The organism is Salinivibrio sp. PR5 (assembly GCF_001996085.1).
Classification (GTDB): Bacteria; Pseudomonadota; Gammaproteobacteria; order Enterobacterales; family Vibrionaceae; genus Salinivibrio; species Salinivibrio proteolyticus.
Genome location: NZ_MUFK01000020.1, coordinates 1 through 22,740, shown reverse-complemented (window position 1 = coordinate 22,740; position 22,740 = coordinate 1). Strand labels below are relative to the sequence as shown.

Sequence of the window (22,740 nt, the reverse complement as noted above, 5' to 3'; positions counted from 1 at the left end):
GATCAGTTCGATCGTTTCTGTGGGAATTTAGAGATGAGTTAGTGAGGAATCGTGAGTAGATTAATCGCAGCTGCTATTCATACCCACCGGCTTCGAATTCATCGAGCAATGCTTGGTAACGGCCGGATTCGCGTAAGGCCCCCAGACCGCGATTAATAGCCAAGATAACTTCTTCAGTGTGCTCAATATTGTTGCTCACAATGACATGTAATGGACTTTCAGTAAAAGGGCGAGGGTGCTGTACGATAATGTCACGCTCTTGAAGCGAAAAATGTTCGTTGAGCAAGCGTTTAGCGACGAGATCGTTACAAACGACAACATCAACTCGACCTCCGAGCAATGCACGTAAGTTTTGTAATTCTGTCGTTGTTGTTAGGTAATTAATGTTTAAACCGCGTTCTTGCATATTTTGAAGAACGTTTTGGCTCAAATATCCTCGATTTACGCCAATTTTGATGCCTTGAAGATCGCTATCTTCTTGCCAATCAAATACAAAGCCCTCACGATAGAAAAAGTACTCACGGGCGGGAAAGATTGCGTCTGAATAAACAAAATCTTCAGCTCTCTCGTCGGTATAACCCCATCCAACCGATCCGTCCCACCGTCCATTCTTTGCCATGATATAGGCGCGCTTCCAAGGGAAAAATCCATACTCAACTTGATAGCCACTGCTTGCTAACGCTTCGGAAACAATATGGCTTACCAGCCCACCATGTTTGGCTCGCGCCGACATCAGTGGAGAAAATTCCCCGTTAGTTAGACGAATGGTAGGCTCGGACGCTGTAGCAGGAAAAGTACTGACAATTAGCGCGCATGCGATTGTCAAAACCCACCGGCGAATCAAACGAATGCTCATCTAATTTCATCCCAACAGTGACTTCTCAGTAACTATAGCCTAGGACACACATGTATCCGCTTTTATCGATCGGTGCGTGAAGTCAGCTTGTAACGGGTGCCGGGATGGTAGAGTAGTGCCGCACTGACCAACGTTTGTTGGCTCCATGTTCTTCGGTGCAGGAGCAAGCACGGTTCGTCGGCTTTCATCGCTAGCGCTTGGCGGACCGAATCCGAGGCGATAATCGCCTCTACCGTGTGTTCAATGGTATTCACAGGACATACCTGCGACAGGTACTCGTTGGGCGTGTGTTGACTAAAGTCTTGATGCAGATAATCGGGGGCCAATGCAGGATTAACCCAGCGTTGCTCTAGCTGCAGAGGGACATTATCGGCGTAGTGCACTATCTCGCTAAAAAAGACGTCCGTGCCAAGCATGACACCTAGGCGCATCGCGACATCTGCAGAGGCCGATATCCGTTTTAGGGTGCGAATATCACTACGATAGGTTTGGCCTCGCGCCGTTACTTCATCAGCAATGTTGCGGATATCCATTAGCGGCGATTCTGCTTTGGGTTGCGTAACAAATGTGCCTAGTCGCGGTGTACGCTCAAGCCGGCCTTCGTTTACCAAATCGCGTACCGCTTTATTCACTGTCATGCGACTTACATTAAACTGCGCGCAGAGCTCATGCTCAGTAGGAATACGCGCGCCCACAGGCCACACTTGCTGCTCAATCTTGTTTAAGATGTAGTCTTTGATTTGCTGAAAGCGGGGCGCTTTGGCCATGCGTGATCCTTTCATTGTTTATTGTGTATACAAATGAGCATTGATGAAGTTTATAACAAAATCAAGTGACTGGCAGGCGCAAATGGGGTGATAAAGACGAAAAGAAAAGGGAATTAATTTAGGGGATGACTTGCATCACAAAAGCGGTATCTTCATAATCGACGCTTACTTATTCTGCGCGGTTATTCTCAAACCGTGAAATACATTCATGTGCCACTTGGTGTGTGGCACCACTGAGAAGGATTGTTATCAATGCCTGTAATTACCCTCCCTGACGGCAGTCAGCGTGCTTTTGACCACCCCGTTTCTACTTTTGATGTTGCCAGTGATATTGGCCCAGGCCTTGCCAAAGCGTGTATTGCCGGTCGTGTTGATGGCGTGCGTGTTGACGCTTGCGACCTTATTGAAACTGACGCACAGCTAGAAATCATTACCGCGAAAGATGAAGACGGTTTAGAAATTATCCGTCACTCATGTGCTCACTTGTTAGGTCACGCAATTAAGCAGCTTTTCCCAGAAACCAAAATGGCGATTGGTCCAACCATCGACAATGGTTTTTATTACGATATCGATCTTGAGCGGTCGTTAACTCAAGACGATCTCGATGCGATTGAAAAACGCATGAAAGAGCTGGCGAAAACCAAATATCAAGTCGTTAAGAAAAACGTCAGCTGGCAAGAAGCTCGCGATACGTTTGAAGCGCGCGGTGAGTCATACAAGATGGAAATCTTGGATGAGAATGTATCACGCGACGACCGTCCGGGCTTGTACCACCACGAAGAATACATTGATATGTGTCGTGGCCCACACGTGCCGAATATGAGCTTCTGTCAGAACTTCAAAATTTTGAACGTAGCGGGCGCGTACTGGCGTGGTAACAGCGACAACAAAATGCTGCAGCGTATTTACGGCACAGCATTTGCGGATAAAAAGCAACTTAAAGCACACCTAGTGCGTCTCGAAGAAGCCGCGAAGCGCGATCACCGTAAACTGGGTAAGCAACTTGACCTGTACCATATGCAGCAAGAAGCGCCCGGGATGGTATTCTGGCATCATAATGGCTGGACGATCTTCCGTGAGCTTGAGCAATTTATTCGCGACAAACTGACTGAGTATGATTATCAGGAAGTTAAAGGTCCATTAATTATGGACCGTATCTTGTGGGAGCGTTCTGGTCACTGGGACAAGTATGCTGACTACATGTTTACCACTAACTCTGAAAACCGTGAATATGCACTTAAGCCAATGAACTGCCCAGGTCACGTGCAGATCTTTAACCAAGGCCTGAAGTCATATCGCGATCTGCCATTGCGTATGGCGGAATTTGGTAGCTGCCACCGAAATGAGCCATCAGGTGCACTGCACGGTCTCATGCGTGTGCGTGGCTTTACCCAAGACGATGCCCACATCTTCTGTACGCCTGAGCAGGTTCAGCAAGAGGTAAGTGCGTGTATCGAAATGGTTTACGATACCTACAAAACATTTGGCTTTGAGAACATTGAAGTCAAACTGTCTACACGTCCTGAAATGCGTGTTGGCTCAGAAGAAATGTGGGATCGTGCCGAAGAGGCGTTAAACCAAGCGCTGACTTCAATGGATATTCCATTTGAAGTTCAAGAAGGTGAGGGCGCGTTCTATGGTCCGAAAATTGAGTTTACTTTGCATGACTGCCTCGATCGCGCTTGGCAATGTGGTACGGTGCAACTCGATTTTGCCTTACCAGAGCGTTTGAGTGCCACCTATGTTGGCGAAGATAACGAACGCCATACGCCAGTAATGATCCACCGCGCTATCTTGGGCTCATTGGAACGTTTCATCGGTATTCTTATCGAAGAATACGCAGGACACTTCCCTGCATGGCTCGCACCACAGCAAGCGGTTGTGATGAATATCACGGATAACCAAGCTGATTATGTGCAAGAGATTGCGAAAAAACTGCAAAAAGCTGGATTTAGAGCATCTGCGGACTTGAGAAACGAGAAGATTGGCTTTAAAATCCGCGAACACACTCTGAAGCGTGTTCCGTATATGCTGGTTTGTGGTGACCAAGAAATGGAAGCTGGTGAAATCGCAGTACGGACCCGTAAAGGTAAAGATTTGGGTAAATTCAAGATTGACGATTTCTTAGCTCAATTGAAGCAAGAAGTGCAAGATCGAACACTCAATATTGTGGAGGAATAAGGTATTAAAGGCGCAAGAAAAGCCCCGGCAAAGAAGAACGCTCATCGTCTAAACAACGAAATTCGTGGTGTCAAAGAAGTTCGATTGTCTGATGACAGCGGCGAACAACTCGGTATCGTACCCTTTGATGAAGCGCTTGCGAAAGCGGAAGCTGAAAGCTTAGATTTGGTCGAGATCAGTCCGAACGCTGAGCCGCCGGTTTGTCGTATTATGGATTACGGCAAATTCCTTTACGAGAAGAGTAAAGCTGCGAAAGAGCAGAAGAAAAAACAAAAGACTATTCAGGTTAAGGAAGTTAAATTCCGTCCTGGTACAGATGTAGGCGACTATCAGGTAAAACTACGCAACCTGGTTCGCTTCATTGAAGAGGGTAACAAGGTCAAGGTTACTATCCGATTCCGTGGTCGCGAAATGGCGCACCAAAGCATCGGTGTTGACGTGCTGAACCGCTTGAAAGAAGACACTGCTGAAATCGCTTCAGTAGAAAGCTTCCCTTCACGCATCGAAGGCCGTCAAATGATCATGGTTCTTGCCCCTAAGAAGAAGTAATTTTGGCTTCCAAGTAACGATCGGCTGCGCCGAAAGGTGCGGCCGTTTTGTTCGCCAAATTGCTATGTTATTAACACAATGCGGAGTTATTCATCATGTCTAAGATGAAATCCAACAAAGGTGCTGCTAAGCGTTTCAAGAAAACTGCTGGTGGCTTCAAGTACAAGCGCGCAACCAAACGTCACATCCTGACTAAGCGTACTACTAAGAACAAGCGTCAGCTGCGTCCAAACGCGATCCTACCAGCGTGCGAAACCGCGCAAGTAGCTCGCATGCTGCCATACGCATAAGTTTTTAGTTTTAGTTTATTTAGTTTAGGAGAGACACAATGGCTCGCGTAAAACGTGGTGTACAAGCTCGTGCACGTCACAAGAGTGTAATGAAGCAAGCGAAAGGCTACTATGGTGCGCGTTCACGCGTATACCGCGTAGCTTTTCAGGCGGTAACGAAAGCTGGTCAATATGCTTACCGTGACCGTCGCCAGAAGAAACGCCAATTCCGTCAACTGTGGATCGCACGTATCAACGCTGCGGCTCGCCAAAACGGTATGTCATACAGCCGTCTGATTAACGGTCTTAAAAAGGCATCTATCGAAATCGATCGTAAGATCCTTGCCGATATCGCGGTATATGACAAAGCAGCATTCTCTGTGCTGGTAGAAAAAGCGAAAGCTTCACTGTAATTTTTACAGTAAAGAATTGCTGAGAAAGGAGAGCTTCGGCTCTCCTTTTTTGTTAGTTCTTCGTGTCTAGATAATTACACTTCGTGCATATTAAAATGAGTGATGGGTACGCCATCTCACTAAAATACCGTGGTATATTGCTTTGATAATAAGATGCATAATGCCTTCGCACTTTAAGTAGGCACAGTTTCACTGATGCTTTGTTGGTCAGGTCGTTATAGATACAGCAAAATCGAGACTTGCTGAGTTAGAGAACCTCGGGGTAGTACTTGAGCTAGCAGCATTACTTGAAGCAAAGCGAGTATTAAAACCGGGTGGTCGCCTGATTGTGATGAGTATGACCCAATACAGCATGAGTTTATTCCAGCAGATTGGGCTTATGTATCGTTATATCAAAATGCACGGTAACAAGCCTGCAGGTGCGATAAAACTCACGCCGAAAAGAACACTGCAATATCTTGATGCGGCGATGTTTGAGGGTATTCAAATCGAAGTTCTAGGGCATGGAGTAAAAGCGTTGTATGCAGAAGCAGTGAAAGCGCGCCGTTAATGACAGATTTTTGGAGCTCGGAGTACTACTCATCAATGCTAAAGATTTAAATAGACTGTTAATGCATTGGCCTTGCATCGGTCACTGCTCGTCCATTGAAAAAGTCGAATGTGGGGCAGTGAATGTTACGTACAAGATTCATGCTAGGCATACCTACTTTCTGCGCTGTTATCAAACCTTAACTGACGAGCAAATCTTACAGTCTCATCAGATTCAGCGCTCGTTAGCGGCCCAGCTGCCGTTTGTGATTGCTCCTTGCTTCACGGACAAAGCGTTAACGTTAATCAAATTTAATGGTGCATCTTACGCGCTGTACCCTGCTGCTCATGGGAACTCTGTGAGTAAACTCTCGTCAGTTCAGGCTAAATCGGCAGGTTTTGCGCTCGCACTCGTGCATAGTGCGCTTGTTCAGCATGATGGTAGCGCCTTTCCGTCTATTACCCTTAGTTGGGAAAAAGAGGCGTGGCTACTCAAACTGGAAACGATCATCAAACGAATTCGTCAGGCACCTACCAGTGTTGACAACTACTGGGCAATGCGCCGTGCTGAAAAACAGCAAGAGTACTTAGCGAATAACAACGGTGTGCACCAATACAAAATAGCCACTCAGCGTCAACTAATTCACGGCGACTACCATCAGGCTAATCTCTTTTTTGATAGGCATAGTGCAGTGTCAGGGCTGATTGATTGGGATTTATTGCAGAATATGCCTCCTGCCTATGATGTGATACGGGCATGTGCATATATGTTTCAAATGGATCCTCTGCTATCAAGTGCCTTTATTGGCGGCTATACGTCGCATTTACCATTGGCTGGCGAGGAACTGATAGATGGAGCCAGAGCTTGGGGGATATATGCGGATCACCATATTTGGCCGCTAGAGCAGGTGTACTTACATAATAATGTTGCTGCAAAGCGCTTTATTCCTCATCAAGATTTTCTGCCTTTTTCTCGGCAGTGGTGTCGTGTCGCTCACTACCTCAAAAACGATAAGGATATACGATGAACCAATACGTCTTTTTTTGTCAGCCTAACAACTGTGACCAGTTTACTTACTTGATCAAGGAGTCCCCCAGCTATCTTGCTGAAAAAGAAGCATTGTTAGAGCAGGGATTGATCATCGAAGGAGATGTGATTGTTGCTGATTGTGCGGAGACTGCGATTGAAAAATTCCGCCAGATTAATCTCAATGCAATCGAGGATTACATTCAACACGATCCTATCGTTGGCTTTACGACCTTTATCATGGAAATGTATCATTCGCTGCGTCGCCGGCTTGGAATGAAATCATGATTGTTGATATCTATCAGGTTGATGCCTTTAGCGCGTCATTGTTTCAGGGAAACCCGGCAGGGGTGTGCATCTCGGCGTCCATGTTGGATGAAGCTACCATGTTGGCTATTGCCGAGGAAATGGCGGTATCTGAAACCGCATTTCTTGCCTTAGATACCATGTCCTTACGCTGGTTTACACCGACAGTAGAAGTCGCACTCTGCGGTCATGGCACACTCGCCACAGCACATGTTCTGGCCGAGCGTGGTGACGTCAAAATTAGTGACAATGTCACTTTTTATACGCAGTCTGGACCTCTTGAGGTGACGGTACAACGTGAGGGGATAGCGATGGCATTTCCTGTTCCTGAGCTGATAGAAGTAACGCCAACCCCATCGCGGCTAGAAGCTTTAGGTCTACATGGCTCTGGTATCCGCACGAGTTATTGCTTTGGCGAAAAAGAGCTATTGGTGGTTGATTCTGAAGACGATGTAAAAGCGCTGTCTCCGGATTTTGCGGCGCTAAATACGCAGCCTGGACGTGGCTTGGTGGTGACTGCGGCAAGCTCTGATAATACGGTCGATATTGTCTCTCGCTACTTCGCCCCTTGGGTGGGGGTGAACGAAGACCCTGTGACGGGTTCGGCGCATTGCGCGTTGGCAGTGTATTGGTCACAAGCGTTGAGTAAAAAGCAACTTATCGGTTATCAAGCATCCGCACGCGGTGGGTATATCAAGATGACTCTTAGCGAAGACCATGTGTTGCTACAAGGCCAAGCAGTAACCGTATTTAGCGGAAAGCTGGATTTAAGCAAGAAGTAGTCATTTATTTTCCTCGCGGTATATTTTCAAGGTGCAGAATAAATTCCTCCGCGGTTAGTAGCCATAAAAAAGAGGCCAAATGGCCTCTTTTTCAGTAGTGAAGTGGGTGTATTACGCCACTTGGACTTGCTGTTGTTCGATTTCTTCACTTGGTGTGGCACCAGATTCAGCACCGTGCATCCAACGAATTAGCGTGCCGGATAGCGCCAATAAGATCACGCCGGAAATCGCGGCTGTTGCTGCAATGCCACCGAAGATGGCCATGGCACCATAATCGCCCACATGTGAGCCAATAATACCAGCCACATAGTTAGCGACGGCGTTAAAGCCAAACCATGCCCCCATCATTAGCGAGGCCAAACGTAGTGGTGCAAGCTTGGTGACTAGCGATAAGCCGATTGGAGAGAGACAAAGCTCGCCCATGGTATGGAAGAAGAACGCGCCCACCAACCAGAACATAGAGGTTTTAACCGCCGTGTCGCCACCTTGTTCTAAAACGGCGCCAATCATGAACACAAATCCTAACGCGAGCATAAATAGCGCCATTGCGAACTTCACGGGTGAACTTGGCTCTTTACTGCCTAAGCGAACCCATAGTGATGCGACAATTGGGGCAAACACGATGATGAAGAATGGATTAAGCGATTGAAACCAAGCCGCAGGGATCTCAAAACTCCCCACCATACGATCTGTGTATTGTTGGGTATAGATATTCATCAGTCCGCCTGCTTGCTCGAAGCCAGCCCAGAAAATGATCACGAACAAGCCCATCAATAAAATCACTTTTAGGCGATCGATTTCTTTTTTCGTCAGTGGGGCATTGGTGGTCGACTTATTGGCGTCTCGCGCTTGTTGTGCGGCGGGTACTTTACCGATTTCGCCCAGCCATGAGTTCGCCATGGTAAGCTGGATTGCCAAACTGATTAGCATGCCAACGCCTGCCGCGAAGAAACCGTATTGCCAACCGTAAGCACTTGTTACTGTACCAGAGACAAAACCGGCGAGCAGTGAACCAATATTGATCCCCATATAGAAGATGGTAAAGGCACCATCTCTACGGTGATCGCCTTCGTTATACAGGTCGCCAACCATGGTTGAAATATTGGGCTTTAACAGGCCACAACCAGTGATCAGTAAGGCGAGGCCAGCATATAAGGTATGCACGATATCCAAGCCATATTGGTGAGCGGGAAATGCAAGGGTGAATTGACCGATGGCCATTAAGGCACCACCGAACACCACCGCACGTCGCTGACCAATATAGTTGTCGGCAAACCATCCACCAATTAATGGCGTGATGTAGACCAAGCCTGTGTAGTAGCCATAAAGCTCAAGTGCATCTTTGGTTGACCAGCCTAAGCCACCGTTAATGGTCTGATCGGTCAAATAAAGGACGAGGATAGCGCGCATCGCGTAGTACGAAAAGCGCTCCCAAAGCTCAGTGCCAAAAAGCAAAAATAGCCCACGAGGGTGGCCGAGTATATTCTTTTGGTTTTCCATAACTATCTAATTATTCACTTAAAGTTTTTGTTGGGTCTGCATTTCGTCATTTGGCGTGCAGTACGTCGCCAAGAGGGAGGGTTGTGGTTAGGTGAGCTCCTTAAATGTAATTTGTAACAAAATATTTAAATCTAGAGTAATGGTTTTTTACCAAAATTAAAATCTATTAATCAATCTCTTTATGAGTCATTTGATTAACTTTCGAGCAGGTAGTTGAAATATTGTGTTCTGATGATTTCAAAAAAGGCTGCCACCATCATAGTTGGTGTAGCAGCCTCTTAAATCTTTGAGTGGGATCAAAAGAAGGGTGTTTATGTGACATGTGTCACTATGACGAGTGCGTTTGGGGAGAAATTAGACAATCGCGCTACGTAGCCACAGTGCAATATCTTCGTACATAGTTTGGTGGCTCTGATCGGCATCAGCCCAGCTCATCACAAAGTGATAAAGCTTTTCGTGGTGATACGCTTGCCCCACCATTTGATTGGCCAGTAACTCTAACGGACCGGGCGTCAGGCTATCGGTAAACAGTTTACAGTCCACAATCTCACCGTGTTTGACGTCCAAGTGTAACTCAACGCCACCCCAATCAAATCGCTCGTCAAAAGTGTGCATAAATTGCGGACTTTGGCCAAAGTTCCATTCCCAACTGCATTGCTTCTCGTAGATAGCATCAAACCCTTCGACGTCGGGTTTTGCTTGGGGAGAAATGTATTCAATCTCAGTGTGCTGACCAAAGTGCGCGAAGAATGCTTGCTTGATGGCGTCACAGACCTTTTCGTGATCCACCGATGGCACAAACTCCGCAATGTTAGCGACGCGAGCGCGGACTGACGTAATGCCTTTGGCTTGCAGTTTTTTGGGGTCGGGGTTGAGGTAATCACCCAATCGAGATAGATCGGCGTTAATCAACAATGTGCCATGATGAAAACCACGATCTTTGGCTTCTTTATACGCAGAGCCAGAAATTTTACGTTGTCCTTCAGGGGTGTCCATAACCAAATCGTTGCGTCCACTGGCGGAGGCATTCACGCCAAGCGACTTGAGCGCATCAAGGACAATTTGCGTAGAAATGGATTTATCATAGCCGGGTTTGCCTGCCATGAAGGTGAAATTGGTATTGCCGAGATCATGAAACACTGCGCCACCGCCACTTTGACGACGCGCTAAGACCACCTTGTCTTCTTCCATCTTTCGCGTATTACATTCGCGCCAAGGATTCTGACCACGTCCAATGACCACAGTATTGTCATTGCGCCACAAGAACAGCACATTTTGCTGTGCCGACATGGTGCGAAATATGGTGTCTTCCACGGCAAGATTGAACCAAGGGTGAGTGGACGTGGATACAAAAACGCGCAGCGGCAGAGAGTTAGGGTTCATGCAAGGCTCCAATCAGTCAAAAAGCTGGGCAGTAGAATAACAAACTCACTGAGGCGAGCGGGAACAAATAGCAATAAAAATCATCACCGAGCGTCGCTAAGACTGACAACTCTGCTTAAAGAGCAGACAAATTTACTTTTTCTCCGCAAATCAGTGTGGAAAAATCCAACAAAAGCGGTTTAGGGTTTGGCATTAGCCGTGGCATTAATTAGTATGTAAGGTCATTTTTATTACCCGTTCTCTCAGTTAATTGGCATGGTAGTGCAAATCGGCGCTCTGTCAGTTTGCTCAGACAATTGGTAAACCACGATTTCCAACTGGTATGCCACTTCTTTAATCTGGTTGGACAGCCCCACGGGTCGACGAGGAAACAATGCAACAATTAGAAGAAATTCTTGCTAGCGCAACAGCGGCGATCGCCAGTGCCGCATCCGTTGCTGCACTGGATGAGGTCCGGGTGAAATTCCTGGGTAAGAAAGGTGAATTAACCGCGCAATTACAAGCTTTAGGTAAATTGCCTCCGGAAGAGCGTCGTGAAGCAGGTCAAACGATCAACCAAGCGAAGCAAACCGTACAACAAGCGATTGCTGAGCGTAAGAATGCACTTGAGCGCGCCGAGTTGGAAGCGAAGCTTGCGGCTGAAACCATTGATGTTAGCTTGCCGGGCCGTCGTATTGAAAACGGTGGTATTCACCCTGTAACGCGTACTATTGAGCGTATCGAACAGTTTTTTGGTGAGTTAGGCTTTTCTGTTGCCGCTGGCCCAGAAGTCGAAGACGGCTTCCATAACTTTGATGCGTTGAACATTGCTGCGGACCATCCGGCACGCACAGACCATGATACTTTCTTCTTCAACCCTGATCTGATGTTGCGAACCCATACCTCGGGTGTACAAATTCGTACTATGGAAGCGGGTAAGCCACCGTTCCGCATTATCGCGCCGGGCCGTGTTTATCGAAATGATTACGACCAAACCCATACCCCCATGTTCCACCAAGTGGAAGGTTTATTGGTTGATAAAGACATTAACTTCGCTGACCTGAAAGGCGTGTTAAATGACTTTTTGCGTAACTTCTTTGAAGAAGATTTAGAAGTGCGTTTCCGTCCGTCTTACTTCCCGTTTACTGAGCCGTCAGCAGAAGTGGATGTGCGCCGTAAAGGTGGCAAGTGGCTTGAGATTTTAGGCTGTGGCATGGTTCACCCGAATGTCCTACGCGCGGTAAACATCGACCCAGAAACGTACCAAGGTTTTGCCTTCGGTATCGGGGTAGAGCGCTTAACCATGTTGCGTTATGGCGTGAATGACCTTCGTGCGTTCTTCGAGAACGATCTGCGCTTTTTGAAACAATTTAAGTAATCAGTGGGGCAAGGTAATAATGAAATTCAGTGAATCTTGGCTGAGAGAGTGGGTGAGCCCAGCAAACGACACCGAGGCGCTTGCCCACCAAATCACGATGGCTGGCTTGGAAGTAGACGAAATCGCGCCAGTGGCCGGTGACTTTTCCGGCGTAGTGGTTGGCGAAGTGGTTGAGTGTGGTCAGCATCCGGATGCGGATAAACTGCGTGTCACCAAAATCAATGTTGGCGGTGATGAGCTACTTGATATTGTATGTGGTGCGCCAAACTGTCGCCAAGGCTTGAAAGTTGCAGTAGCGACCGTTGGTGCGGTCCTTCCCGGAAACTTTAAGATTAAAAAAGCGAAGCTGCGTGGTCAGCCATCTTTCGGGATGCTGTGCTCTTTTACCGAGCTGGGTATCGATGTGGAATCTGATGGCATTATTGAGCTGCCGACCGATGCGCCAATTGGCACCGATATTCGCGAGTACTTGTCACTCAATGACGCTGCGATTGATGTTGATTTAACACCTAACCGCGCTGATTGCTTGAGCCTGCGTGGCCTCGCTCGCGAAGTGGGGGTTCTCAACCGCGCCGATGTGGTCGAGCCGACCATTACTCCAGTGGCACCTAGCATTGATGATAAAGTCGCGGTACGTATTGATGCGCCTCAGGCATGCCCACGTTACCTTGGCCGCGTCGTTCGCAATGTCAATGTTGGCGCACAAACGCCGCTTTGGATGCAAGAAAAACTGCGTCGCAGCGGCATTCGTGCCATTGATCCTATAGTCGATGTCACCAACTATGTGATGCTCGAACAAGGTCAGCCGATGCACGCGTTTGACCTCAGCAAAATTGAAGGCGGCATCGTCGTGCGTCTTGCTGAAGAGGGCGAAGCACTGACCTTACTCGATGGCAATGAAGCGAAGCTAAATGCGCAAACACTGGTAATTGCCGATGACCAAAAAGCCTTGGCGATGGCGGGAATTTTTGGTGGTCAAGACTCAGGTGTGACGTCGGAAACTCAAGACATCTTATTGGAGTCCGCATTCTTTGCACCTGAAGCCATTCGTGGCCGTGCACGTAACTATGGTTTGCATACTGACTCGTCACACCGCTTTGAGCGTGGCGTTGATCCAGCACTACAAACTGCTGCGATGGAGCGTGCGACTGAACTATTGATCGCGATTTGTGGCGGAGAAGCCGGTGAAATTGTGGTGGGTGAGTCATCTGAGCATCTGCCTAAGCGTGACACTGTGACTTTGCGCCGCGAGAAACTCGATCGCCTGCTGGGTCATCATATCGACGATGCAACCGTTACCGACATTCTGACCCGTCTTGGCTGTGGCGTCTCGCAGACGCAAGAAGGTTGGCAGGCGACAGCACCAAGCTGGCGTTTTGATATTGCCATTGAGCAAGACTTGATTGAGGAAGTGGGCCGTATCTATGGATACGACAACATTCCGACGCGCGCACCGAAAGCCGCACTGACTATGCGCGAGCATCAAGAAGCCGCGATGCCGCTAAAACGTGTACGCGATTTGTTGGTTGACCGTGGCTTCCACGAGGCAATTACCTACAGCTTTGTCGAGCCAAAACAGCAAGCGTTGATTGTGCCAGAGGTTGAGCCGCTGATCCTACCAAGCCCAATTTCTGCAGACATGTCAGCCATGCGTTTGAGCCTGCTTCCAGGGCTTTTGAATACAGTGGCGTACAACCAAAAACGTCAACAACCGCGCGTGCGTTTGTTTGAGTTTGGTTTACGTTTCACACCAGAAGGCGATATGACGGGTGCTGTTCGTCAAGAAAATATTCGTCAAGAGCGTATGCTCGCGGGTGTGATTGCTGGTCCTCGTAGTGAAGAGCACTGGGATATGGCAACGGCGACGGCGGATTTCTTTGATTTGAAAGGCGATCTTGAAGCCGTTCTTGAATTGAGCGGTAAGTTGTCTGACTTCCGTTTTGTCGCCGCCAAGCATCCAGCGATGCACCCGGGTCAAACCGCTGCGATTGAATTGGATGGCAAGGTCGTTGGCTATATGGGTACCTTACACCCGGAGCTTGAGCGTGAGTTTGGCTTAAATGGTCGTACCGTGGTGTTTGAGATTGAGTGGCAAGCCATTGACAGTCGCTTTATTCCGGAAGCCGCTGGCCTTTCTAAATTCCCAGCAAACCGCCGTGATATTGCGGTGATTGCCGACCAAGCACTCGCGTCTGGTGACGTAGTGGCTGCTTGCTTGGAAAGCGGTAATGCGTTGGTGAAAGGGGCGAAACTGTTTGACCTCTACACTGGCAAAGGGGTGGAAGAAGGCAAGAAAAGCTTGGCGATTGCCCTTACGCTTCAGTCTGATGAGCGCACGTTGGAAGAAGCCGATATTAGCGATGCCGTGTCTGGTGTTGTGGCCCATTTATCAGAAAAACTGGGCGTAACTTTGCGTGATTAATCCCACTCTGATTAGAAAAAAGCAGCGGAAACGCTGCTTTTTTTATGCCTAATTGATCTAACATCTATCCGTTTGAAAAGCTGAGTAAATTCACTAAATCTGTATAAAATCCACTCAGATATTGATAAATTTGCCTAAAATCAGTCACTAATGGATATATGCAAATAGCGTGACTAAAATACGCTTGGTAAGTGGCTGGTAACAAAGGTCAAATTTTTGGACACTGTTCTTGCTTTTGCAACTTAAAAAAGTTGGCGCAAATCAGCCAGTTGGCATACACTTGTTTTGAGTTGGTCCTCAAATATCCCTAAAATACAAGGGCTAAAGACGTGTGGACCACGTGTAGAATGGTGGTGTCGATACTGCGGTATTGCATATGTGTTCAACAATTCTTGAGGGAAAAACCTATGGCGCTCACTAAAGCCGATTTGGCTGAGAACCTGTTTGAAAATATCGGGATTAGCAAACGGGACGCCAAGGAGACAGTCGAAGCGTTTTTCGAAGAAGTTCGTAAAGCACTCGAAAGTGGCGAGCAGGTGAAATTATCGGGTTTTGGTAATTTTGACTTGCGAGACAAGAATGAACGTCCCGGTCGAAACCCTAAAACAGGGGAAGATATTCCAATCACTGCGCGACGCGTTGTGACGTTTCGACCTGGCCAAAAACTAAAAGCACGGGTTGAGAACGCCAAGGTAGAGAAATAAACAGAGCGTTACTCGTGCCAGTGGTGACGATGCCACGGATAAAAAGCCGCGGACCGAAAGGTTGGCGGCTTTTTAATTTGTCTATACATGATCACACTGTGAAGGGAAAACGCTGGGTTTATCGGTTAAGTCGCTGTAACGTTTTGTTGTCTAGTTGTAATAAAAGGAAGCATTATGCTGACAGCACGCCCTGGTGCCTTTATTGATGCGGCATTGACCGCACCTCACGCCTTTACCCCAGACTCATGGCGAGTTGGCTCGCTGACCTTCAATCACAGTGCGCCCGGTATTATCTCAATCCAACCCGATGTGACCAACGTTTCCCGTTGTGTGGTGCTATCGTCGGGGATCCATGGAGACGAAACTGCACCGATTGAACTGATTGATCAGCTGCTCTCGGATATGCTCGCAGGGCAATTTACCCCAGACGTACCACTGTTACTGATCATTGGCCATGCTGAGGCGATTAAAGCACACACTCGTTTTATTGAAGATAACCTTAACCGTTTATTCGGAGGCTGGAATGAGGAAAAAAACGAAGAGCACTACCTTGCCAACCAGCTGCAAAAAGCGGTGAGCGATTTCTTCGCGGCTCAACCGGATAACATGACCCGTTGGCATCTTGATTTACACAGTGCCATTCGCGAGTCCTACCATTATATGTTTGGTGTGATCCCAACCACGCCGACCGAGAAAGACGTGCGCCCATTGGCCGCATTACTCAATGACGCCAAAATGGATGCCACTGTCCTGTCTCAATCACCCTCACCAACCTTTAGCTGGTATAGCGCCAATCACCATAATGCGCTGGCTGCAACCTTAGAAATGGGCCGTGTGGCGCCGTTGTTTGAAAATGATATGCGAGAGTACGAGCCACTTGATCGCACATTACGGGGCTTGTTAAAAGCCGCTACGTTGCCGACTGAATTAGCGCCGATGCGCTTTTATCGTGTGACCCGAACCTTGACCAAGCACACGGAGCAATTTGCACTCACGTTTCCTTCCACCGCCAAAAACTTCACACCGTTTGAAAAGGGCGCATTATTGGCGACCGACAAGGGGCAAGAGATTTATGCTGAACACGACGGTGAGGTGGTGATCTTCCCAAACGCGAATGTCCAAGTGGGTCATCGCGCCGGGTTACTGGCCACACCATTTGAAGCCGATGCGAGTCAGCCTCTCTATGTGTACGTACCCAAAAAAGCCACCGCGTAGCGCTTTTCAAGCCTCACGCCAGTCTGTAAAGTGCGTCACAGAATCAAAATAATGGATGACGCATGCGAGTGTCCGAACTTACTGCACGCCAACAAGCCAGATGGCGGCGTGCTTTATTAGCATTTAGTGGTGTGTTACTGGTCGTCGGCGTTTTTGCTCTGAGCGTTGGGGAGATCTGGATCGCTCCGTTTGGCAATCACTCAGTATTAGAGTCGCAGCTGCTGGTAGAACTGCGTTTGCCGCGAGTGATGGCGGCCATCCTCATTGGCGCGTCGCTTGCCATTGCAGGGGCGAGTTTACAGGTGTTACTCGGTAACCCGCTTGCCGAGCCCGGCGTGTTGGGGATCTCAGGCGGCGCCAGCGTCGCGGTCGTGTTGTTGCTTTTTTTCGCGCCAGCATGGGCATCTGGTGGCATGATGGCGGTTGCAGCTATGCTTGGTGCTAGCCTCTTTACACTGATATTGGTGTTGCTTGCTCGGCGTGCCTTAGCGACGTCACGCATCTTGTTAGTGGGCGTAGCCTTGAGCATCCTTGCTGGGGCGGTGGTGACCTTAGCCTTTTATTTCAGCTCCGATTTTAACCTTCGCCAATTGATGTATTGGCTGATGGGTTCGTTGTCCGGTATGCGCTTAAGCCATATCGCGTGGTTGGCGCTGACTGCACCGTGTATCGCGATATTGTGTCATTTTGGCCAGCAATTGGATCAACTCATGCTTGGTGATGTACAAGCGCAACAATTGGGGCTAGATACTCATCGATTGCGTTGGCAACTGATTGTGCTGATCAGCATCTTGGTCGGGTTATCGGTAGCTGCAGCTGGCGTGATTGGCTTTATTGGCCTTGTGGTGCCCCACTACTTGCGTTTGTGGTTTGGCAGTCGGAATCGCTACTTGTTGCCTTTGTCGGCGTTAGCTGGGGCGATTTTACTGGTCAGTGCCGATACGCTGGGTCGATTACTGCTTGATGCGGCAGAGCTCCCCGTCGGGGTAGTGACCAGCGTGATTGGTGCGCCTTTATTCATTTGGATGCTGGTCAAGGCGGTGTAATGTTAACAGCACATCAATTAAGTCTATCGCCGCGTCTATTGCCTCTGTCTATCCGCTTTCAGCCAGGGCAAGTTACGCATTTGATTGGCCCTAACGGCAGTGGCAAAAGCACCTTATTACATTTGCTCTCAGGGCTTGGTACGCCTGAACATGGCCAGGTGAGCATTCAAGACACCGCTATCGCCGGCCTACGCCGCCAAGATCTCGCGCATCTTCGTGGTTACTTAATCCAACAGCAAAAGCCTGCTTTCGTAATGGCGGTGTATGAATACCTCAATCTGGTCATCGACAGTCTACAGCTTGGCCAAGCGTCTACACGTGATGCGGTGGTAAGACGTGTATGCCAATCGCTGTCGATTGATGACAAGCTTCATCGTCGTGTTGACAGTTTGTCGGGAGGCGAATGGCAACGGGTTAGGCTGGCCGGGGTATTATTGCAAGTTGACAGGCAATTAAACCCACAAGCTTCTGTGTTATTGCTTGATGAGCCGGCGACGGGGCTGGATGTTGCTCAGCAAGAAGCGATTTACGCAGAAATTACTCACGCCGCCAAGCAGGGACTGTGCGTCGTCATGGCAAACCATGACCTAAACCGCAGCCTAACGCATGCAGATAACGTGGTTTTGCTCAACCAAGGCCGGATGGTGGCGAGTGGTGCACCCCGTGATGTACTCTCGGACACCCGCTTGTCTGACGTATTTGCGACCCCTTTAGTGCAGGTCAGTACCGCATACGGCCCGGTGATCGTGCGAGTTGGCGAGCAAGCCGATCTTAATCCGCCTCGATGACGTTCAGCTTGGCCCTGATAAATTCCGCGTGATCCACATAAAGCAGCTCGGCGGTTTTACGGATCACCGCTTCTTCGAGCGGGTCGATATTTTCATCGGCATACGCCACTGACCACATAGCTTCAATCAGTTCAATCCGTGCTTGTGGGTCTAAATCACGCAGCTTGTCCGTGTATTCGTATAGCGATGTCGCTTGTTTACTGTGGGCTTGTGCCTCGGCCAACAGTGTATCTGCTTGCGATGGCTCGAGGTTCAGTAATTGGCAAATGCGATCGCGCTTAGTCACAAACTCGCGGTCATCAATGTCGTGATCGGCCATCGCCACCTCACTCAATAAGCCGGCCATCGCTTGATGCAGCGATAGTCCAGAGTCACTGTGTTGCGTCGCGTCAGCGGCGAGGGCGGATTCGAGTTTTTTAAAAAGCTGTTTTAGCATGGCTGTTCTCCCAAACTGCGGAGTTTGTTGGCCGTCTTTACACATTGAATACGTAGTGAACGGGCAATACGTTTACTTTGGCGACACCGTGTTGGCGGTTTGAGCGTCGATGGCGCGGCTTTGTTTCTTTTTACTTTGTGATAGGATGCGTCTCCAATCAACCTTATTTATCGGCTGTGACACTGATAAACGCCTTAAAAGATTAAGCAGTAAGCAGGAATCGCCTTGAGTTCACGTCATCACAACACGTCAGAGACACTGTTTGCAGCGTTAAACGATTGTATGCTGCAAGACCGTTTTCGTTTTAAAAAGCGCATCCATGGCGCACAAAAAATTAAAAAAGACGACGCCAAACAGGCGGTTTACGATCAAATCGCCGCTGAAATGGCGCAGAGTATGCAGCGCCTGCTCGCCCGTCGTGCCAATACACCTGCTGTTCGCTATCCGGAAGCATTGCCAGTCAGTCAGAAGAAAGATGACATTGCCGAAGCAATCGCGAATAACCAAGTAGTGATCATTGCGGGGGAAACGGGCTCAGGCAAAACCACTCAGTTGCCCAAAATTTGTATGGAGCTTGGGCTAGGCGTCGCCGGTACCATAGGTCACACTCAGCCACGTCGCTTGGCTGCGCGCTCGGTCGCTTCGCGGATTGCTGAAGAGCTTAACGTCGAGTTAGGCAGCAGCGTGGGCTATAAAGTGCGCTTTAACGACAAAGTCTCAGAGTCGACGCAAGTCAAACTGATGACGGACGGGATCTTGCTAGCCGAAATTCAGCACGATCGGTATCTGAATCAGTACGACTGCATCATTATCGATGAAGCTCACGAGCGCAGCCTAAACATCGATTTTATTCTCGGCTATTTGCGCGAGCTATTACCCAAGCGTCCCGATCTCAAAGTCATCATTACCTCGGCAACCATCGATCCTGAGCGCTTTTCTAAGCACTTTAATAACGCGCCTATGATAGAGGTGTCTGGCCGTACTTACCCGGTGGAAGTGCGCTACCGCCCATTGGTGGAAGAGGACGATAGCGATCGTGACCAGCTGGAAGCGATCAGTGATGCGGTCGATGAGCTGTGCCTTGAAGGGCCGGGGGATATCCTGATCTTTATGAACGGTGAGCGTGAGATCCGCGACACCGCCGATCATCTTCAGCGTCGTCAACTGCGCGATACCGAGATTTTACCCTTGTACGCAAGGCTTTCTGCTGGCGAGCAAAATCGTGTATTCCAACCTCACTCTGGGCGTCGGATTGTGCTGGCCACCAACGTCGCCGAGACCTCGCTAACCGTGCCGGGCATTAAGTATGTGATTGATCCCGGCACGGCACGGATTTCTCGCTATAGCTACCGGACTAAGGTGCAGCGACTGCCGATTGAGCCGATTTCACAGGCCAGTGCTAATCAGCGTAAAGGACGCTGTGGCCGTGTGTCGGAAGGCATTTGTGTGCGTCTGTATAGCGAAGAGGACTTTTTAGGCCGTCCTGAATTTACCGATCCAGAAATTCTGCGGACAAATCTGGCCTCAGTGATCCTGCAAATGACGGCAATAGGGCTCGGTGATATTCAAGCCTTCCCGTTCGTTCAGCCGCCTGACAGCCGTCATATCAAAGATGGTGTCCGTTTGCTCGAAGAGCTGGGGGCGATCAAGCCGGGCCAAGCCACCGATAAACGTAAGCTGACCGCGATTGGTAAAACCTTGGCCAAACTGCCGATTGACCCGCGTTTGGCACGCATGGTGATTGAGGCGCCCAAGCATGGTGCCTTAAATGAGGTGATGGTGATTGCCGCGGCCTTGGCAATCCAAGATCCGCGTGAGCGTCCAGCGGATAAGCAGCAACAAGCGGATGAAAAGCACCGTCGTTTTGCCGATAAAGAATCGGACTTTTTGGCCTATGTAAACCTTTGGGATTACGTTAAAGACCAGCAAAAAGCGCTGTCGAATAACCAGTTCCGTAAACAGTGCAAAAAAGACTATCTCAATTACCTGCGCGTGCGAGAGTGGCAAGACGTTCACTATCAGATCAGCCAAGTGATGAAAGAGCAAAATGCACAATTCAACCAAGAGCCCGCCAGTTATCAGGCCATTCACATGGCACTGCTCGCTGGGCTATTAAGTCACATCGGTCTGAAAGACCAAGAAAAGAATGAATACCAAGGCGCGCGGAACGCACGATTCCATATTTTCCCGGGCTCTGGGCTTTTCAAAAAGCAGCCTAAATGGGTGATGGTTGCCGAGCTGGTTGAAACCTCAAAACTCTGGGGGCGAATTGTCGCGCGAATCCAACCCGAATGGGTAGAGCCACTGGCGCAGCATTTGATTAAGCGCAGCTACAGTGAACCACATTGGTCACGCAAGCAAGCGGCTGTGATGGCCAGTGAGAAGGTCACGCTATACGGGATCCCAATTGTGGCCAGCCGTAAAGTCAATTATGGCGCCATCGACCCGGTGCTTAGCCGTGAGCTGTTTATTCGTTCGGCATTGGTTGAAGGGGATTGGCAAACCAAACATGCCTTTTTCCGCCAAAACCAAAAGCTGCTGGCGGAAGTGGAGGAGCTCGAGCTCAAATCTCGCCGGCGCGATATTTTGGCAGACGACGATACCTTGTTCGACTTTTACGATCAGCGCCTCGATCATAGTGTGGTCAGCGGGCGTCACTTTGATACGTGGTGGAAAAAGGCACGTCAAGACAATCCCGACCTGCTTAACTTTGAAAAAGCCATGCTACTGCAAGGGGATGCCAGTCATGTCACGGAGCTGGATTACCCCAATTTTTGGCATCAAGGCAACTTGAAACTCAAGTTGAGCTACCAATTTGAACCCGGCCAAGACCATGATGGGGTGACGGTGCATATCCCACTGCCGATTCTCAATCAGGTGTCAGAAGAAGGCTTTGACTGGCACGTCCCCGGGCTACGTCACGAGCTAATTGTCGCGCTGATTAAATCTTTGCCTAAGCCGTTACGACGTAACTTCGTTCCGGCACCAAACTATGCGGATGCGGTCTTACAACGCGTGACGCCCATGGAAGCGCCTTTGCTCGATAGCATGGAAAAAGCCTTAAAGCAGATGTCCGGTGTCACCATTGAGCGCGACAGCTGGAATGTGGCGCAACTGCCAGAGCATCTGCGCATTCAGTTCCGCGTTGTGGATGATAAAAATCTCACCTTGGCTGAAAGCGAAGATCTTAATGCTCTGAAACTGTCACTGAAAGATAAGGTGCAAGCGACGTTATCGGACGTGGCAGATGATGACATTGAGCAGCAAGGACTCACCCAATGGACATTTGGGGAACTGCCGAAACGCTACCAGCAAAAGCGCAGCGGGTTTGAAGTCAAAGCGTATCCGGCTTTAGTCGATGAAAAAGACAGTGTCGCGATCCGCCTTTTCGAAACTGAAGATCAACAACATAAAGCCATGCAAGCGGGGCAGCGTCGATTGGTCTTGCTCAATGTGCCATCGCCGATAAAATACCTGCACACCCATTTGCCCAACAAGTCGAAACTCGGTCTGTATTTTAACCCTTATGGCCGTGTTTTGGATTTGATTGATGACTGTATCGCCTGTGGCGTGGATAAGCTCATTGAGCAACACGGCGGGTTAACCTGGGAAGCGCAAGCATTTGAAGCCCTTAAAGAGACGGTGCGTGCGGAGCTAGGCGATACCGTGGTAGATATTGCTCAACAGGTCGAACAGATTTTGACCCATGCCTTTAGCATCAATAAAAAGCTGAAAGGCAAAGTGGATCTTTCGATGGCGTTTGCGATGTCGGATATCAAAGCCCAACTAGAAGGGCTGATTTACAAAGGCTTTGCTACCGACTCAGGCTGGCAGCGGCTGCCCGATATTTTACGCTATATGAAAGCGATAGAGCGTCGGTTAGAGAAGCTGCCGATTGATCCAGCGCGAGATCGCAGCCATATGCTCAAGATTGAATCTGTGATGAATGACTACAAGGCGTTGCTGAATAAGCTACCGAAAGGCAAAACTCTCCCTGATGAGGTAAAAGCCATACGCTGGATGATTGAGGAGCTTCGAGTGAGTTACTTCGCGCAGCAACTGGGTACGCCTTATCCGATTTCAGACAAGCGGATTAAAAACGCCATTGCGGCGGTTTAAACGCGGCAAGGTCGTGCCGYCGTGTGACGTCAGTGAATGGATAAATCGTGAACGATAATTAATTTATATAAATATCAATAGTTAATAGAAAC

The 22,740-nt window shown here is 48.9% G+C and carries 20 protein-coding genes; 15 read left to right on the top strand and 5 right to left on the bottom strand.

The window, feature by feature from the left end; genetic code table 11:
- Window positions 1–73: 73 nt before the first annotated feature.
- Both BZG82_RS08885 and hutC read right to left on the bottom strand, forming a co-directional pair.
- Entirely contained in the window at window positions 74–856 is a 783-nt protein-coding gene (locus BZG82_RS08885) for a substrate-binding periplasmic protein (protein ID WP_077765650.1), read from the bottom strand.
- Between the two features lie 62 nt (window positions 857–918).
- Complete coding sequence (hutC, locus tag BZG82_RS08880) at window positions 919–1,623, bottom strand: histidine utilization repressor (RefSeq protein WP_077765649.1); 705 nt, start codon at window positions 1,621–1,623, stop codon at window positions 919–921.
- Window positions 1,624–1,875: 252 nt separating this feature from the next.
- On the opposite strand from hutC, the gene thrS reads away from it, so the two are divergent.
- From thrS to BZG82_RS08840, 8 genes are all read left to right on the top strand, one after another.
- Entirely contained in the window at window positions 1,876–3,804 is a 1,929-nt protein-coding gene (gene thrS, locus BZG82_RS08875; protein ID WP_069587636.1) for a threonine--tRNA ligase, read from the top strand.
- Window positions 3,805–3,807: 3 nt separating this feature from the next.
- A complete protein-coding gene (infC, locus tag BZG82_RS08870; RefSeq protein ID WP_069587637.1) occupies window positions 3,808–4,353 on the top strand; it encodes a translation initiation factor IF-3 in 546 nt (181 codons plus the stop codon).
- Between the two features lie 95 nt (window positions 4,354–4,448).
- The gene (gene rpmI / locus BZG82_RS08865) at window positions 4,449–4,643 is read left to right on the top strand and encodes a 50S ribosomal protein L35 (RefSeq protein ID WP_069587638.1); all 195 of its coding nucleotides are present in this window, start codon (window positions 4,449–4,451) and stop codon (window positions 4,641–4,643) included.
- A gap of 38 nt (window positions 4,644–4,681) precedes the next feature.
- A complete protein-coding gene (rplT, locus tag BZG82_RS08860) occupies window positions 4,682–5,035 on the top strand; it encodes a 50S ribosomal protein L20 (protein ID WP_069587639.1) in 354 nt (117 codons plus the stop codon).
- Window positions 5,036–5,372: 337 nt separating this feature from the next.
- Window positions 5,373–5,585: a hypothetical protein gene (locus BZG82_RS08855; protein WP_077765648.1), complete on the top strand. Its 213-nt coding sequence runs from the start codon at window positions 5,373–5,375 to the stop codon at window positions 5,583–5,585.
- 61 nt (window positions 5,586–5,646) lie between these two features.
- Window positions 5,647–6,591, top strand: coding sequence for a phosphotransferase (locus BZG82_RS08850; RefSeq protein ID WP_077765647.1), 945 nt, complete (start codon window positions 5,647–5,649; stop codon window positions 6,589–6,591).
- Window positions 6,588–6,878, top strand: coding sequence for a hypothetical protein (locus BZG82_RS08845; protein ID WP_077765646.1), 291 nt, complete (start codon window positions 6,588–6,590; stop codon window positions 6,876–6,878). Before BZG82_RS08850 ends, BZG82_RS08845 begins: the two co-directional genes overlap by 4 nt.
- Window positions 6,875–7,678 (top strand): PhzF family phenazine biosynthesis protein, encoded by an 804-nt coding sequence (locus BZG82_RS08840; RefSeq protein ID WP_077765645.1) that lies wholly within the window; start codon window positions 6,875–6,877, stop codon window positions 7,676–7,678. Before BZG82_RS08845 ends, BZG82_RS08840 begins: the two co-directional genes overlap by 4 nt.
- Before the next feature lie 111 nt (window positions 7,679–7,789).
- Here BZG82_RS08840 and BZG82_RS08835 read toward each other — a convergent pair whose 3' ends face one another.
- Together BZG82_RS08835 and BZG82_RS08830 are read right to left on the bottom strand one after the other, a co-directional pair.
- Entirely contained in the window at window positions 7,790–9,178 is a 1,389-nt protein-coding gene (locus tag BZG82_RS08835) for a peptide MFS transporter (protein ID WP_069587649.1), read from the bottom strand.
- Between the two features lie 354 nt (window positions 9,179–9,532).
- Entirely contained in the window at window positions 9,533–10,561 is a 1,029-nt protein-coding gene (locus tag BZG82_RS08830; RefSeq protein WP_077479808.1) for a lipoate--protein ligase, read from the bottom strand.
- Window positions 10,562–10,934: 373 nt separating this feature from the next.
- Between BZG82_RS08830 and pheS the strand changes: the two genes are divergently transcribed.
- From pheS to btuD, 6 genes are all read left to right on the top strand, one after another.
- Window positions 10,935–11,918 carry a phenylalanine--tRNA ligase subunit alpha gene (gene pheS / locus BZG82_RS08825; RefSeq protein WP_077479809.1) on the top strand — a complete coding sequence of 328 codons (984 nt, stop codon included), beginning with the start codon at window positions 10,935–10,937 and terminating at the stop codon, window positions 11,916–11,918.
- 19 nt (window positions 11,919–11,937) lie between these two features.
- Window positions 11,938–14,340, top strand: a complete 2,403-nt coding sequence (gene pheT, locus BZG82_RS08820; protein WP_077765644.1) for a phenylalanine--tRNA ligase subunit beta — start codon at window positions 11,938–11,940, stop codon at window positions 14,338–14,340.
- 407 nt (window positions 14,341–14,747) lie between these two features.
- Window positions 14,748–15,044 carry an integration host factor subunit alpha gene (gene ihfA, locus BZG82_RS08815; RefSeq protein ID WP_069587653.1) on the top strand — a complete coding sequence of 99 codons (297 nt, stop codon included), beginning with the start codon at window positions 14,748–14,750 and terminating at the stop codon, window positions 15,042–15,044.
- Between the two features lie 174 nt (window positions 15,045–15,218).
- Window positions 15,219–16,259 carry a succinylglutamate desuccinylase gene (locus tag BZG82_RS08810; RefSeq protein WP_077479811.1) on the top strand — a complete coding sequence of 347 codons (1,041 nt, stop codon included), beginning with the start codon at window positions 15,219–15,221 and terminating at the stop codon, window positions 16,257–16,259.
- Between the two features lie 62 nt (window positions 16,260–16,321).
- Window positions 16,322–17,305, top strand: a complete 984-nt coding sequence (gene btuC, locus BZG82_RS08805) for a vitamin B12 ABC transporter permease BtuC (RefSeq protein ID WP_077765643.1) — start codon at window positions 16,322–16,324, stop codon at window positions 17,303–17,305.
- Window positions 17,305–18,093, top strand: a complete 789-nt coding sequence (gene btuD, locus BZG82_RS08800; RefSeq protein ID WP_077479813.1) for a vitamin B12 ABC transporter ATP-binding protein BtuD — start codon at window positions 17,305–17,307, stop codon at window positions 18,091–18,093. The genes btuC and btuD overlap by 1 nt, the downstream gene beginning before the upstream one ends.
- Here btuD and BZG82_RS08795 read toward each other — a convergent pair.
- On the bottom strand, window positions 18,077–18,529 hold the full coding sequence (locus BZG82_RS08795; protein WP_077765642.1) for a tellurite resistance TerB family protein: 453 nt from the start codon (window positions 18,527–18,529) through the stop codon (window positions 18,077–18,079). The genes btuD and BZG82_RS08795 overlap by 17 nt on opposite strands.
- Window positions 18,530–18,754: 225 nt before the next feature.
- Between BZG82_RS08795 and hrpA the strand changes: the two genes are divergently transcribed.
- Window positions 18,755–22,648, top strand: a complete 3,894-nt coding sequence (gene hrpA / locus BZG82_RS08790) for an ATP-dependent RNA helicase HrpA (protein ID WP_077765641.1) — start codon at window positions 18,755–18,757, stop codon at window positions 22,646–22,648.
- Window positions 22,649–22,740: the final 92 nt, after the last annotated feature.